This window comes from Streptomyces sp. NPDC051662 (assembly GCF_040681655.1).
GTDB lineage: Bacteria > Actinomycetota > Actinomycetes > Streptomycetales > Streptomycetaceae > Streptomyces.
This window is the reverse complement of the sequence record NZ_JBFAZD010000024.1, coordinates 66,579-80,435: the sequence shown is the minus strand read 5'-3', so window position 1 is coordinate 80,435 and position 13,857 is coordinate 66,579. Positions and strand designations below refer to the sequence as shown.

At 70.9% G+C, this 13,857-nt stretch carries 12 protein-coding genes; 11 read left to right on the top strand and 1 reads right to left on the bottom strand.

Translation table 11 applies throughout. The annotated features are described in order from the left end of the window. The first annotated feature begins 19 nt into the window (after positions 1-19). From AB0M67_RS31605 to AB0M67_RS31565, 9 genes are all read left to right on the top strand, one after another. Entirely contained in the window at positions 20-1,396 is a 1,377-nt protein-coding gene (locus AB0M67_RS31605; protein ID WP_365750968.1) for a nitrate/nitrite transporter, read from the top strand. Positions 1,397-1,586: 190 nt separating this feature from the next. Next, entirely contained in the window at positions 1,587-2,726 is a 1,140-nt protein-coding gene (locus tag AB0M67_RS31600) for a uroporphyrinogen-III synthase (protein WP_365750967.1), read from the top strand. Positions 2,727-2,841: 115 nt separating this feature from the next. Continuing rightward, positions 2,842-3,372, top strand: coding sequence for a GNAT family protein (locus AB0M67_RS31595; protein WP_365750966.1), 531 nt, complete (start codon positions 2,842-2,844; stop codon positions 3,370-3,372). Between the two features lie 128 nt (positions 3,373-3,500). Beyond that, a complete protein-coding gene (locus AB0M67_RS31590) occupies positions 3,501-4,094 on the top strand; it encodes a CGNR zinc finger domain-containing protein (protein WP_365751013.1) in 594 nt (197 codons plus the stop codon). Between the two features lie 276 nt (positions 4,095-4,370). Then, complete coding sequence (locus AB0M67_RS31585; RefSeq protein WP_030355126.1) at positions 4,371-4,958, top strand: sigma-70 family RNA polymerase sigma factor; 588 nt, start codon at positions 4,371-4,373, stop codon at positions 4,956-4,958. Continuing rightward, positions 4,955-5,773 carry a zf-HC2 domain-containing protein gene (locus AB0M67_RS31580; protein ID WP_365750965.1) on the top strand — a complete coding sequence of 273 codons (819 nt, stop codon included), beginning with the start codon at positions 4,955-4,957 and terminating at the stop codon, positions 5,771-5,773. The genes AB0M67_RS31585 and AB0M67_RS31580 overlap by 4 nt, the downstream gene beginning before the upstream one ends. A gap of 137 nt (positions 5,774-5,910) precedes the next feature. Continuing rightward, on the top strand, positions 5,911-8,295 hold the full coding sequence (locus tag AB0M67_RS31575) for a UvrD-helicase domain-containing protein (RefSeq protein ID WP_365750964.1): 2,385 nt from the start codon (positions 5,911-5,913) through the stop codon (positions 8,293-8,295). A 415-nt stretch (positions 8,296-8,710) separates the two neighbouring features. Then, positions 8,711-10,147 (top strand): NAD-dependent malic enzyme, encoded by a 1,437-nt coding sequence (locus AB0M67_RS31570; protein ID WP_365750963.1) that lies wholly within the window; start codon positions 8,711-8,713, stop codon positions 10,145-10,147. A gap of 480 nt (positions 10,148-10,627) precedes the next feature. Next, positions 10,628-10,909 (top strand): HU family DNA-binding protein, encoded by a 282-nt coding sequence (locus tag AB0M67_RS31565; RefSeq protein ID WP_004571953.1) that lies wholly within the window; start codon positions 10,628-10,630, stop codon positions 10,907-10,909. A 171-nt stretch (positions 10,910-11,080) separates the two neighbouring features. On the opposite strand, the gene murA is transcribed toward AB0M67_RS31565, so the two are convergent. Further along, the gene (murA, locus tag AB0M67_RS31560; RefSeq protein ID WP_249953358.1) at positions 11,081-12,421 is read right to left on the bottom strand and encodes a UDP-N-acetylglucosamine 1-carboxyvinyltransferase; all 1,341 of its coding nucleotides are present in this window, start codon (positions 12,419-12,421) and stop codon (positions 11,081-11,083) included. A 274-nt stretch (positions 12,422-12,695) separates the two neighbouring features. Here murA and AB0M67_RS31555 point away from each other — a divergent pair, with 274 nt between their 5' ends. Further along, a complete protein-coding gene (locus AB0M67_RS31555; protein WP_365750962.1) occupies positions 12,696-13,256 on the top strand; it encodes a YqgE/AlgH family protein in 561 nt (186 codons plus the stop codon). A 203-nt stretch (positions 13,257-13,459) separates the two neighbouring features. Then, positions 13,460-13,762: a DUF3039 domain-containing protein gene (locus AB0M67_RS31550; RefSeq protein WP_249953356.1), complete on the top strand. Its 303-nt coding sequence runs from the start codon at positions 13,460-13,462 to the stop codon at positions 13,760-13,762. The last annotated feature ends 95 nt before the right edge of the window (positions 13,763-13,857 follow it).

Here is a 13,857-nt window from a genome sequence, read left to right as displayed (position 1 = left end):
TCCCCTCCGTGGAGGCGTGATGACTGCCCCGACCACCACCACCGCAGCACGCAAAGGGGGCCGCTGGATCGAGCGGTGGGATCCGGAGGACACCGACTTCTGGCGGGCGACGGGCGAGCGGACGGCCCGCCGCAATCTGCTCTACTCCGTGCTCTCCGAGCACATCGGGTTCTCCATCTGGACGCTGTGGTCGGTCATGGTCCTGTTCATGGGGCCCGAGTACGGCGTCGACCCGGCCGGGAAGTTCTTCCTGATCGCCATGGCGACGCTGGTCGGCTCGCTCGTGCGGGTGCCGTACACCTTCGCCGTCGCCCGGTTCGGCGGCCGGAACTGGACGATCGTCAGCGCCCTGCTGCTGCTCCTGCCGACGGGCGCCGCGTACGCCGTGATGGAGCCGGGGACCTCGTACACGACCTTCCTGGTCGTCTCGGCGCTCACCGGCATCGGCGGCGGCAACTTCGCCTCCTCGATGACGAACATCAACTCCTTCTTCCCGCTGCGGAAGAAGGGCTGGGCGCTGGGGCTCAACGCGGGCGGCGGGAACATCGGCGTACCCGTCGTGCAGTTGGTCGGGCTGCTGGTCATCGGGACGGCCGGGGCCGCCCATCCGCGGCTCGTGCTGGGCGTCTATCTCCCGCTGATCGTCGTCGCCGCGGTGTGCGCGGCGCTGTTCATGGACAATCTGGCGCCCGTCCGCAATGACACCGGGGCGGCGCGGGAGGCGATACGGGACCGGCACACCTGGATCATGTCGGTGCTCTACATCGGGACGTTCGGGTCGTTCATCGGCTACAGCTTCGCCTTCGGGCTGGTGCTCCAGACCCAGTTCGGGCGCACCCCGCTGCAGGCCGCCTCGGTCACCTTCGTCGGGCCGCTGCTCGGATCGCTCGTACGGCCCGTCGGGGGCATGCTCGCCGACCGGTACGGCGGCGCCCGGATCACGCTGTGGACCTTCGCCGCGATGGCCGGCGCGACCGGTGTCGTCGTCCTCGCGTCCGTGACCGGATCGCTGACCGTCTTCCTCGTCGGGTTCGTCGCGCTCTTCCTGCTGACCGGCCTCGGCAACGGGTCGACGTACAAGATGATCCCCGGGATCTTCCACGCCAGGGCGGTGGCGCGGGGGATGACGGGCGAGCCGGCCGCCGCGTACGGACGTCGGCTCTCCGGGGCGTCGATGGGGCTGATAGGGGCCGTCGGGGCGCTCGGCGGGCTCGCCATCAACCTCGCCTTCCGGCAGTCGTTCCAGACCGCGTCCACCGGCACCCCGGCGTTCGTCGCGTTCCTGCTCTTCTACGCCGTCTGCTTCTGCCTCACCTGGGCCGTATACCTTCGCGGGGCTCCTGCCGGACCCGTACCGGCGGCGGTGAAGCCCGGGCTCGGTTACGCGCGGGTGTGAGCCCCGGAGCGGCGACGGCACATACGCGATCACGCACGGAGGCACATACGCGACGATGCGCGGGCCGGGTCACGTAACGCGGCGGAAATGCCCGTGGACCCCGCCTGTCACGCGTATTTGACAGGCTCGGCGGCTTCATCCGTATGAGCCTTCCGTACGGCATCCGAGGTGAGCGAGCGAGAGGAGAGGCATGGACGCCCACCAGCACGGCCCCCTCGCGGGCTTCACGATCGGGGTCACCGCCGCCCGGCGCGCCGATGAGCTGGGCGCGCTGCTCAAGCGCCGCGGCGGGGCCGTCGTCCACGCCCCCGCCCTGCGGATCGTGCAGCTCGCCGACGACACGGAACTGCTCTCCGCCACCAAAGAGCTGATCGACCAGGCGCCCGATGTGGTCGTGGCGACCACCGCCATCGGCTTCCGCGGCTGGATCGGCGCCGCCGACGGATGGGGGCACGGCGAGGAACTCCTCTCCTGTCTGCGCGGCGTCGAACTGCTCGCCCGCGGCCCCAAGGTGAAGGGCGCCATCCGCGCCGCCGGGCTCACCGAGGCGTGGTCGCCCAGCTCCGAATCGATGGCCGAGGTCCTCGACCGGCTGCTCGGTGAGGGCGTCGGGGGCCGCCGGATCGCGCTCCAGCTGCACGGCGAGCCCCTGCCGGGGTTCGTGGAGGCGCTACGGGCCGGGGGCGCCGATGTCGTCGTCGTACCCGTCTACCGCTGGATGCCCCCGGAGGATCTCGCCCCGGTCGACCGGCTCATCGACGCGACCGTCGCCCGCGCCGTGGACGCCGTCACCTTCACCAGTGCGCCCGCCGCCGCCTCTCTCCTGTCGCGCGCCGATGAGCGCGGACGGCTGCCGGAGCTGCTGGCAGCCCTGCACCACGACGTACTGGCCGCCTGCGTCGGGCCCGTGACCGCGCTGCCGCTCCAGGCGCGGGGCATCGACACCGTCCAGCCCGAGCGCTTCCGGCTCGGGCCGCTCGTCCAGGTGCTCTGTACGGAGCTGCCGGGGCGCGCCCGTACGCTGCCGGTCGCGGGCCACCGCGTCGAGATCCGCGGTCACGCGGTCCTGGTCGACGGCGATCTGCGGCCGGTGCCGCCCGCGGGAATGGCGCTGCTGCACGCGTTGACCCGAAGGCCCGGCTGGGTGGTGTCGCGGGCCGACCTGCTGCGCGCGCTCCCGGGCTCGGGCCGTGACGAACACGCCGTCGAGACCGCCATGGCCCGGCTGCGGGCCGCGCTGGGCGCCCCCAAGCTGATCCACACCGTGGTCAAGCGCGGCTACCGGCTCGCGCTGGACCCGTCGGCCGACTCCAAATACGCGGACGTGTGAGAGAACGTGCGAGAGAGCGTGTGAGAGAACGTGCGAGAGAGGGCGTTGGCGGTCCCTGGCGCGGTCCGTACGGGGCGCGAGCGGTGTCCGCCCGCCCCGTGGGTACGGTACGAAGATGTCCCACGACTCCTCGATCCGCCTCAGGCCCGCCACCCCGGACGACGCCGAACTCGTCACCGAGGCACTTGTCCGTAACAGGGACCACTTGAGCCCCTGGGAACCGGACCGCCCCGCCGACTTCTACACCCCGAGGGCCCAGGCCAACCGGCTCTCCGATCCCACCGTCCGGCGCTGGCATCTCGTGGACGGCGACCGTATCGTCGGCGAGGCGACCCTCCTCAACATCGCTCTCGGACCGTTTCGGAGTGCGAATATCGGCTACTGGATCGATGCCGCGTACACCGGCCGTGGTCTGGCGACCCGCGCGGTCGAGGAGGTCTGCCGCGCCGCCCACGACGAGCTGGGTCTGCACCGCCTTGAGGCCGCCGTGGTCCTCGCCAACGCCGCCTCGCGGCGCGTACTGGGCAAATGCGGCTTCGAGCTGATCGGTACGGCGTCGGGCTATCTCCACATCCATGGCGAGTGGCGCGATCACTACCTCTTCCAACGCGTCCTGCACAACGGCCCGCCGAACGCGGCCGGGTAGGGGCCTTCGGCGAATCCGCCGACACCGCCACCGGTAGCAGGGGTTCCGGCCGCGTTCCGGGGCAGGCACTCTGAGGAGGACGGCACCCACGGTGAACCCGAGGCGGTGACAGGCACATGACGGCGGGCATGGCGGCGGGCATGAGCTCGTACGAGTGGCGATTCGACTCCGGGCGTATCTGCCTGGATCTGGTGGCCACCGGAGAACGGACCTCCAGAGGCCGGGAGCGGCTCGACGGCGCCGTACCGCTCGGCCGGTGGCTGATCGGCGCGGGGCTGGTGCCCGAAGGGACGCCGCTCGTGGGGGTCGACGCCCGCTGGGTACGGTCGTTCACCGAACTGCGCGACCGAGTGGGGCAGTTGGTGCACGCCGAGATCGACGGGCGGGACGCCGCCTGCGCGCTGGAGCGGGTCAACACGCTGGCCGCGGGGGCGCCGCCGGGGATCAGGGCGGTACGGGACGAGGACGGCGATCTCGTACGGGCGCTGAGCGCCGAGCCCGAGTGCGACGCGCTGCTGGCCGCCGTGGCCAGGGACGCGGTCGAACTGCTCACCGATCCCGCCGCGCGGGCCCGGCTGCGCGAGTGCGAGGGCGACAGCTGCCGGCGCGTCTATCTGGACACCTCGCGCGGGCGGCGCCGCCGGTGGTGCTCCAGCGAGGTGTGCGGCAATCGCGAGCGGGTCGCCAGACACCGCCGCAGGGCGGCTCTCGCGCGGCCCTGATGACAACGTGCCGGGCCATTCCATAAGGTTGTTGCGCGATTTTCGGACAACTACTGCACGGTATCCGCGCGAGTTCGAGACATGCTCTCCATGTTTCCTCCATCAATCCCGCACGGGTCCCGGACCCGTGCGAACCCGCCCATGCCGCCGCCCTTCGCCCTCCCTCCCGCCGCAAAAAATCTTGAAAGTTTTTGCGTCGGCCGTTGAGTGCCCTCCCCCGGGCTTCCGTAGTGATGAGGGAGAAGCAGCCATGAAGGTCTCGACCGGGAGGTTTAGGTGCGCAAAGATGCGGCCGTGGCCGATGACCGCCCTCACCGGGCCCGACACCGGAGCGCGGCACCGCGCGCCAACACCCCCGTCCCCGACGAGGAGATGATGCGCGCCCTCTACCGGGAGCACGCCGGACCGCTGCTCGCCTACGTCATGCGGCTGGTCGCGGGCGACCGCCAGCGGGCCGAGGACGTCGTACAGGAAACGCTCATCCGTGCCTGGAAGAATGCGGGTCAGCTCAATCGGGCGACCGGCTCCGTCCGACCCTGGCTGGTGACGGTCGCCCGGCGCATCGTCATCGACGGTCACCGCAGTCGGCAGGCCCGGCCGCAGGAAGTCGACCCGTCGCCGCTGGAGGTCATGCCCGCGGAGGACGAGATCGACAAGGCGTTGTGGCTGATGACGCTCTCGGACGCGCTTGAGGATTTGACCCCTGCCCACCGGGAAGTACTCGTGGAGACGTACTTCAAGGGACGCACGGTCAATGAGGCGGCCGAGACGCTCGGCATACCCAGCGGGACCGTGCGTTCCCGTGTGTTCTACGCACTACGTTCGATGAAGCTCGCGTTGGAGGAGAGGGGGGTCTCGGCATGACCACGCACGAGCAGTACGGACTGGGCGACGAAAGTACTGTGCATGAAGCCGTCGGAGCGTACGTTCTCGGAATTCTGGACGATGCCGAGGCCACGGCCTTCGAGACGCATCTGGCCGGCTGCCGGATCTGCGCCGTCCAGCTGGAGGAGTTCTCCGGAATGGAGCCGATGCTGGCCATGCTGGCGGACGACCCCGACCCGTTCCTCGCGCCCACCCCGCTGACCCCGCCCCCCGTACCCCTCGCGCAGCTGCCGACCCCCGCCGTCTCCGTGCGGCCCAGCCCGCAGCTGCTCGGCCGGCTGGTCGACGAGGTCGCGGTCAAGCGCGCCAAGCGCAAGCGCCGGGGGCTCTATCTGGTCGCCGCCGCCGCGGTGCTGATCATCGGCGGGCCGGTGGGCGTCGGGATCGCCACCTCGGGCGGCGCCGAGGCGGGCACGCCGGTCGCGAGGGAACGGACCCCGGCCGAGGAGTTCGCCGGTATGCCGGGCAAGATCGGCGCCACGGACACCACCACCGAGGTCAGCGCCTCCATCGCCATGGAGCCGAAGGCCTGGGGCACCCGCACCGCCCTGGAGCTGAAGAATGTGAAGGGCCCGCTCAAGTGCAGTCTGGTCGCCGTCTCCAAGACCGGCGAGCAGGAGGTCGTCACCTCGTGGTCGGTGCCCGCGTGGGGGTACGGCATACCCGACAGCCCGGACGAGAACGGCAAGAAGCCGCTCTACGTCGAGGGCGGTACGGCCATGGAGAGCAACGACATCGATCACTTCGAGGTCCGTACGTTCGACGGCAAACGTCTGGTGGAAGTCGACGCCTGACATACCCGCCCCCTTCGCGTACGGTTGACGGCTGCCCAATGCACGTCATGAAGGGGGCCTCGGTGGCCGCGCAGGATGCCGCTGTAGAAACCGCTGGACCCGCCGTCGGTCCCGTAACCGCCACGGAGCACGACTCCGTGCGCGACCGCGAGATCGGCGTCGAGCAGCGCCATCTGGACCAGGTGTACCGCCGTCTTGAGGAGAAGATCCACGAGGCGGAGTTCCTGATGAACGACGCCGCCAAACGGGGGCAGGTCGGCACGCCGGGAGCCCTCGCCGAGCGGGACGCCCAGGTCTTCCGCGCCGGGGTCCACCTGAACCGGCTCAACAACGAGTTCGAGGACTTCCTCTTCGGGCGGATCGACCTCCTCCGGGGCAAGGACGGCAAGAAGGGCCCGGACGGCGCGTACACCTCGGTCGAGCCCGCCGACGACGCCATCGGCCCCGAGGGCACCGCCGAGATCGCCGAGACGCTGCACATCGGCCGTATCGGAGTCCTGGACTCCGACTACTCCCCGCTGGTCATCGACTGGCGCGCGCCCGCCGCCGCGCCCTTCTACCGCGCCACCCCGGTGGATCCAGGCCGGGTGGTACGGCGCCGGGTCATCCGCTCCAAGGGGCGCCGGGTCCTCGGGGTCGAGGACGATCTGATGCGGCCGGAGCTGACCGCCTCGCTGGACGGCGCCGCGCTGGCCGTGATCGGGGACGGCGCGCTGATGGCCGCGCTCGGCCAGGCCCGCGGGCACACCATGCGGGACATCGTCTCCTCCATCCAGGCCGAGCAGGACCTGGTGATCCGGGCCCCCGCCGCCTCGGTCACCGAGGTCTCGGGCGGCCCCGGTACGGGCAAGACCGCCGTGGCGCTGCACCGCGCCGCGTATCTGCTCTACCAGGACCGGCGGCGGTACGCGGGCGGCATCCTCGTCGTCTCGCCGACGCCGCTGCTCGTCGCGTACACGGAGGGCGTGCTCCCCTCGCTTGGCGAGGAGGGGCAGGTCGCGATCCGCGCGGTCGGGTCGCTGGTGGACGGCGCCGAGGCCACGGCGTACGACGAACCGGCGGTGGCGCGGGTCAAGGGCTCGGCGCGGATGCTGAAGGTGCTGCGCAAGGCGGCCAGGGGGGCGCTGGAAGGTTCCTTCCCGGCGGGCCCCGGCCCCAGGGACCGCGATCAGCGGGGCCAGCTGGCCTTCGGCGAGATCGGGGACGGAGACGGAGCCGGGGTCGGGGACGAGGGCGCCGCCGGGACCGTACCCGTACGTACCGATCTGCTCCGGGTCGTCGCCTTCGGCCGCAGGCTGGAGCTGGAGGCCGGCGAGCTGAACCGTATCCGGCACTCCGTGCTCAGCGGCACCGCGCCCGTCAATCTGCTCAGACCGCGCGCCCGCAGACTCCTGCTGGACGCCCTCTGGGCGAAGTCCGGGTCGGCCCAGCGGCACACCGACCCGGAGCTGGCCGCCGAACTGCGCTCGTCCTTCGACGAGGACGTCACGTCCGAGGACAGCTTCCTCGCCTTCCTGGACGCCTGGTGGCCCGAGCTGACCCCGCGCGGGGTGCTCGCCGGGATGGCCGACGAGCGGCGGCTCGGCCGCTGGTCGCGACGGATCCTCAACCAGGGCGAGACCCGCCGTCTGGCCCGCTCCCTGAAGCGGCTGGGCCCGGACGGCTCCGGCCCGCTCTCCGTCCATGACGTGGCGCTCCTGGACGAGCTGGAGACGCTGCTCGGCTCGCCGCCCCGGCCCAGGAAGCGGCGCGATCTCGATCCGCTGGACCAGCTGACCGGCCTTGAGGAGCTGATGCCCCAGCGCGAGGAGTCGCAGCGCGAGCGCGCCGAGCGGCTGGCGGCGGAGCGCACGGAGTACGCGCATGTCATCGTCGACGAGGCCCAGGACCTGACGCCCATGCAGTGGCGGATGATCGGCCGCCGGGGCAGGCACGCCACCTGGACGGTCGTCGGCGACGCGGCGCAGTCGTCCTGGTCGGACCCGGACGAGGCGGCGGAGGCCCGCGACGAGGCGCTCGGCACCCGCCCGCGCCGCCGTTTCACCCTGACCGTGAACTACCGCAACCCGGCCGAGATCGCCGAACTGGCGTCGAAGGTCCTGGCGCTCGCCATGCCCGGCATGGAGTCGCCGAGAGCGGTGCGTTCCACCGGCGTACAACCGCGCTTCCGCGTCGTGGAGAACGGCGATCCGGCCGCGACGGTACGCGCGGAGGCACAGCGGCTGCTCGACCAGGTGGACGGCACGGTCGGTGTCGTCGTCGCCATGAACCGGCGTGAGCAGGCGGCGCGCTGGCTGGCCGGCCTCGGGGACCGCGTGGTGGCGCTGGGGAGCCTGGAGGCCAAGGGGCTGGAGTACGACGCGACGGTCGTGGTCTCCCCGGCGGAGATCGCGGACGAGTCGCCGGCCGGTCTGCGGGTGCTGTACGTCGCGCTGACCCGGGCGACCCGGCAGCTCACGGTGGTCTCGGCGGCCCGCGACGAACCGGACGCGGAGGGCGTACCGGACCTGCTGCGGGAGTGACTCCCCGGCTCGGTCGCGGGACCGGCCCGGAGCCGGTTCCGCGATTGACCGGCAGTCAACTCGCGCGAAGGGAATCACTTACCGGGGTGGTTTGTTAGCCTGGGGGTGGCACCGGCCCGATCCAAGCCCCCGGGCCCAACCTTCGTCGCTTCGAGCGACCACTTGCCGCGAGGCGAGCATGGCGGGTCGGTGCCACCCTTTGCGTCAGCTTTACGTCAGCGCCACAGACACGTCGGCGGGCCTTCACCACACTTTGGTGAGGGCCTGTTTTCGTCACACATCATGGAAGACCGCGTTCCGTAGATAAAGGTCTTTACCTGTTACCAGCCGGTAGGTGCGACGATCTGAAGGTTCCGCCGCCGACGTGGGGCGGGCGGAACGGCAAAGAGGCTAGGGAAAGAAGAGGGACTCGGTCATGGCAACGGCGCCCAGCGTCTCGTACTCGATGACGGTCAGGCTGGAGGTGCCCGCGAGCGGTACCGCGGTCTCGCAGCTGACCACGGCCGTGGAGTCCTCCGGTGGTTCGGTGACCGGCCTCGACGTGACCGCCTCCGGCCACCAGAAGCTGCGTATCGATGTCACCATCGCCGCCAGCTCCACGGGGCACGCGGAGGAGATCGTCGAGCGGCTGCGGAGCATCGAGGGGGTCACCCTCGGCAAGGTCTCCGACCGTACGTTCCTGATGCACCTCGGCGGCAAGATCGAGATGCAGTCGAAGCACCCCATCCGCAACCGTGACGATCTCTCGATGATCTACACCCCGGGTGTGGCCCGGGTCTGCATGGCGATCGCGGAGAACCCCGAGGACGCCCGGCGGCTGACCATCAAGCGCAACTCCGTGGCGGTCGTCACGGACGGCTCCGCGGTGCTCGGCCTGGGCAACATCGGCCCCAAGGCCGCGCTGCCCGTCATGGAGGGCAAGGCGGCCCTCTTCAAGCGCTTCGCCGGTATCGACGCGTGGCCGCTCTGCCTGGACACCCAGGACACCGACGCCATCGTCGAGATCGTCAAGGCGATCGCCCCCGGCTTCGCGGGCATCAACCTGGAGGACATCTCCGCGCCCCGCTGCTTCGAGATCGAGGCGCGGCTGCGCGAGGCCCTGGACATCCCGGTCTTCCACGACGACCAGCACGGCACCGCGATCGTGGTGCTCGCGGCGCTGACCAACGCGCTGCGTGTGGTGGGCAAGGGCATCGGGGACGTGCGGGTCGTCATGTCCGGCGCGGGCGCGGCCGGTACGGCCATCCTCAAGCTGCTGATCGCGGCGGGCGTCAAGCACACGGTGGTCGCCGACATCCACGGCGTGGTGCACGCGGGCCGCGCGGACCTGGTGGAGGCGGCCCCCGAGTCGCCGCTGCGCTGGATCGCCGACAACACCAACCCCGAGAGCGTCACCGGCACGCTGAAGGAAGCCGTGGTCGACGCGGACGTCTTCATCGGTGTCTCGGCCCCGAACGTGCTGGACGGCGAGGACGTCGCGGCCATGGCGGACGGCGCGATCGTCTTCGCCCTCGCCAACCCCGACCCCGAGGTCGACCCGGCGATCGCGCGCGAGACGGCGGCCGTGGTGGCCACCGGCCGCTCCGACTTCCCCAACCAGATCAACAACGTGCTGGTCTTCCCCGGTGTCTTCCGCGGCCTGCTGGACGCCCAGTCCCGCACGGTCAACACGGAGATGATGCTGGCCGCGGCGGCGGCGCTCGCCGATGTCGTCTCCGAGGACGAGCTCAACCCGAACTACATCGTGCCCTCGGTCTTCAACGACAAGGTCGCGGGCGCGGTGGCCGGTGCGGTGCGCGACGCCGCCAGGGCGGCCGGCGGGGACGTGACGGCTCCCGTCACCCAGGTCTGATCCGCGGTCCAGGGAGGGGAGGGGGCCGGGGCAGCGCGAAATACGCCCCCGGGACCCGGCCCGAAATGTGACCAGGCCCACGACGGGGCCCGGTCACGCTACCCAGGACTGCGGTACATCTCACGTCCGTCCGGTGCCCGGCGCGTCGCGATTCGCCGGGCCCCACGGGCCCCTCTAGGGTGGCGGACCATGAGCCCCGCCGCTCCAGGGAGGTTTTCAGGGCCTCCGGCGGGCTCAAGGGCCCCAAGGCTCCAAGGAGTCTCCACAGAGTCGACGGAACGTCACGACGACGAGGCAGTGGCGCTTTTCGTGTGACTCCGGAGGGTGCCGGATTGGCTTTCCCGCCGCTGGTGGGGGCAGGATGCGTATTCGGGCGCGAGGGTCTGTCAGCAGACCCGGGTCCGGGGACTGTCCGAGGGCCCTGGCAGCATCGGCTTCGATCTCACGCCTTACAGGCAAGAAGAACACGGGAGTAACAACATGAACCGCAGTGAGCTGGTGGCCGCCCTGGCCGACCGCGCCGAGGTGACCCGCAAGGACGCCGACGCTGTGCTGGCCGCTCTCGCCGAGACGGTCGGTGAGGTCGTCGCCAAGGGCGACGAGAAGGTCACCATCCCCGGCTTCCTGACCTTCGAGCGCACCCACCGTGCCGCTCGGACCGCTCGTAACCCGCAGACCGGCGACCCGATCCAGATCCCGGCCGGCTACAGCGTGAAGGTCTCCGCGGGCTCCAAGCTCAAGGAAGCCGCCAAGGGCAAGTAACACCCATAGGCGACACGCAGGGGCGGCCACCCGGACAGGGTGGCCGCCCCCGGTGCGTCCGGCCGCCAGAGGGCCGTCAGAAGCCCACGAAAGGGTGCCTGCCGGCCCGGGTACGCCGTCGGCCCCGCTCAGAGGAGAGCGGGGCCGACGGCGTACGGGCGTGATGGCGCGTCAGACGAGCGCGCCGCCCGGCAGCTCGACCTTCGCGCCCAGCTCGACGAGCTTGTCCATGAAGTTCTCGTAGCCGCGGTTGATCAGATCGATGCCGTGGACCCGCGATGTGCCCTGCGCCGCCAGCGCCGCGATCAGATACGAGAAACCGCCGCGGAGGTCGGGAATGACCAGATCCGCGCCCTGGAGCCGGGTCGGGCCCGACACGACCGCGGAGTGCAGGAAGTTGCGCTGCCCGAAGCGGCAGTCGGAGCCGCCCAGGCACTCCCGGTAGAGCTGGATGTGCGCGCCCATCTGGTTGAGCGCGGAGGTGAAGCCCAGCCGCGACTCGTACACCGTCTCGTGGACGATGGAGAGCCCCGACGCCTGCGTCAGCGCCACCACCAGCGGCTGCTGCCAGTCGGTCTGGAAGCCGGGGTGCACGTCGGTCTCCAGCGCGATGGCGTTGAGCGAGCCGCCCGGGTGCCAGAAGCGGATGCCCTCGTCGTCGATCTCGAAGGCGCCGCCGACCTTGCGGTAGGTGTTGAGGAACGTCATCATCGAGCGCTGCTGCGCGCCGCGCACGTAGATGTTGCCCTCGGTGGCCAGCGCCGCGGACGCCCAGGAGGCCGCCTCCAGACGGTCGGGCAGCGCCCGGTGCGCATAGCCGTCCAGCCGGTCGACGCCGGTGATCCGGATCGTCCGGTCGGTGTCCATGGAGATGATCGCGCCCATCTTCTGCAGGACGCAGATGAGGTCCTCGATCTCCGGTTCCACGGCCGCGTTGGACAGTTCGGTGACGCCCTCGGCGAGCACGGCCGTCAGCAGCACCTGTTCCGTCGAGCCGACCGAGGGGTACGGCAGCCGGATCTTCGTGCCGCGCAGCCGCTGCGGCGCCTCCAGATACTGGCCGTCCGCGCGCTTCTCGATCGTCGCGCCGAACTGGCGCAGCACGTCGAAGTGGAAGTCGATCGGCCGGCCGCCGATGTCACAGCCGCCGAGCCCCGGGATGAACGCGTGGCCGAGCCGGTGCAGCAGCGGTCCGCAGAAAAGGATCGGAATGCGCGACGAGCCCGCGTGGGCGTCGATGTCGGCGACATTCGCGCTCTCGACATGGGTCGGGTCGAGGATCAGCTCACCCGGTTCGTCACCGGGACGTACGGTCACACCGTGCAATTGCAGCAGTCCCCGTACGACCCGTACGTCGCGGATGTCGGGCACATTGCGCAGTCTGCTCGGACCGCTGCCGAGAAGCGCGGCGACCATGGCCTTCGGCACCAGGTTCTTCGCGCCGCGGACGCGGATCTCGCCCTCCAGCGGGGTTCCGCCGTGGACAAGCATTACATCGTCTGTGCCGGTCATGAATCTCGCGTTCCGGAGTGGGCGGGCAGGTGGCCAAGGAAAAGGGTAAGGGGCCGGGGCCCCCGTCCCGTAAGGCCCGGGGAGCGGTTGGCGTACAAGGGAGACGTAATCCGAGCGGCTCGACACGCAGGGTCCCCGGCCGCTCGCGGAGGGTCACTGTCCGGGTGTGCGGGAAATCGCGCGCTCCCGTCAGCGCCGGGCGTTCTGAGCTGCGTTCACGCGCACTGTGCCGGGCGTGCCCCGCTGACCCCGAATATGCGAGATCATGTCTCGCATGACCGAGGTGTCCTCGCTCACAGGGCGGCTGCTTGTCGCGACTCCCGCCCTGGCCGACCCGAATTTCGACCGCGCGGTGGTGCTCCTCCTCGATCACGACGAGGAGGGCTCGCTCGGCGTGGTCCTCAACAGGCCCACGCCCGTGGGCGTCGCGGACATCCTGGAGTCCTGGGGGGAGCTGGCGGGCGACCCCGGTGTGGTCTTCCAGGGCGGTCCCGTCTCGCTGGACTCGGCCCTCGGTCTCGCCGTGATCCCGGGTGACGAGGGGCCGTTGGGGTGGCGCAGGGTGTACGGGGCGATCGGCCTCGTCGATCTGGAGACCCCGCCCGAACTGCTCGCGCGGGCGCTCGGCTCGCTGCGGATCTTCGCCGGATACGCGGGCTGGGGCCCCGGCCAGCTGGAGGAGGAGCTGCGCGAAGGGGCGTGGTACGTCGTGGAGTCGGAGCCGGGCGATGTGTCGTCGCCGAGGCCGGAGAGCCTGTGGCGGGCGGTGCTGCGCAGACAGCGCAGCGAGCTGGCCATGGTCGCGACATATCCGGACGATCCCTCCCTCAACTGACCGGTCGGCCGGGTCGGCCCGTGCCGCGGGCGATGTCCCGGCGGCCTGTTCCGTCGGTGGCCCGCTCGTCGGCGCGCCGATCGCTCCGGCGGTCGCCGCTCGGCGTGTCGTCGGCGTGTCGGCGCGATGCGTGAGCGCATGGCTCCGGAGTGCACGGACCCGGAGCCTCCGAGATGCCCCGGGCGTGGGTACCCTTGGCTGCTATGAGCACTCTTGAGCCCGAGCGCGGGGCAGGTACGGGCACCCTCGTGGAGCCGACACCGCAGGTGTCGCACGGCGACGGCGACCACGAGCGCTTCGCCCACTACGTCCAGAAGGACAAGATCATGGCGAGTGCCCTCGACGGCACTCCCGTGGTCGCACTGTGCGGAAAGGTCTGGGTGCCGGGGCGTGACCCCAAGAAGTACCCGGTCTGTCCGATGTGCAAGGAGATCTACGAGTCCATGGGTCCCGGCGGGGACAAGGGCAAGGACAAGGGCAAGGGCAAGGACAGCGGCAAGAAGTAGCGACCGCTGGTCCACTGCCGGTGGACGGCCTCCGGGGCGCGCGTGCACACACGCGCCCCGGAGGCCGTTTCGCGTTGGCGCGCACGGGGGTCGCG

What these genes read in the sequence shown, in the direction of transcription:
- murA (WP_249953358.1), bottom strand. Translation starts at nt 12,421, where the DNA reads ATGACCGGCACAGACGATGTAATGCTTGTCCACGGCGGAACCCCGCTG.
- AB0M67_RS31590 (WP_365751013.1), top strand. Translation starts at nt 3,501, where the DNA reads ATGGCGGCGGGCATGAGCTCGTACGAGTGGCGATTCGACTCCGGGCGT.
- AB0M67_RS31600 (WP_365750967.1), top strand. Translation starts at nt 1,587, where the DNA reads ATGGACGCCCACCAGCACGGCCCCCTCGCGGGCTTCACGATCGGGGTC.
- AB0M67_RS31550 (WP_249953356.1), top strand. Translation starts at nt 13,460, where the DNA reads ATGAGCACTCTTGAGCCCGAGCGCGGGGCAGGTACGGGCACCCTCGTG.
- AB0M67_RS31580 (WP_365750965.1), top strand. Translation starts at nt 4,955, where the DNA reads ATGACCACGCACGAGCAGTACGGACTGGGCGACGAAAGTACTGTGCAT.
- AB0M67_RS31570 (WP_365750963.1), top strand. Translation starts at nt 8,711, where the DNA reads ATGGCAACGGCGCCCAGCGTCTCGTACTCGATGACGGTCAGGCTGGAG.
- AB0M67_RS31595 (WP_365750966.1), top strand. Translation starts at nt 2,842, where the DNA reads ATGTCCCACGACTCCTCGATCCGCCTCAGGCCCGCCACCCCGGACGAC.
- AB0M67_RS31605 (WP_365750968.1), top strand. Translation starts at nt 20, where the DNA reads ATGACTGCCCCGACCACCACCACCGCAGCACGCAAAGGGGGCCGCTGG.
- AB0M67_RS31555 (WP_365750962.1), top strand. Translation starts at nt 12,696, where the DNA reads ATGACCGAGGTGTCCTCGCTCACAGGGCGGCTGCTTGTCGCGACTCCC.
- AB0M67_RS31565 (WP_004571953.1), top strand. Translation starts at nt 10,628, where the DNA reads ATGAACCGCAGTGAGCTGGTGGCCGCCCTGGCCGACCGCGCCGAGGTG.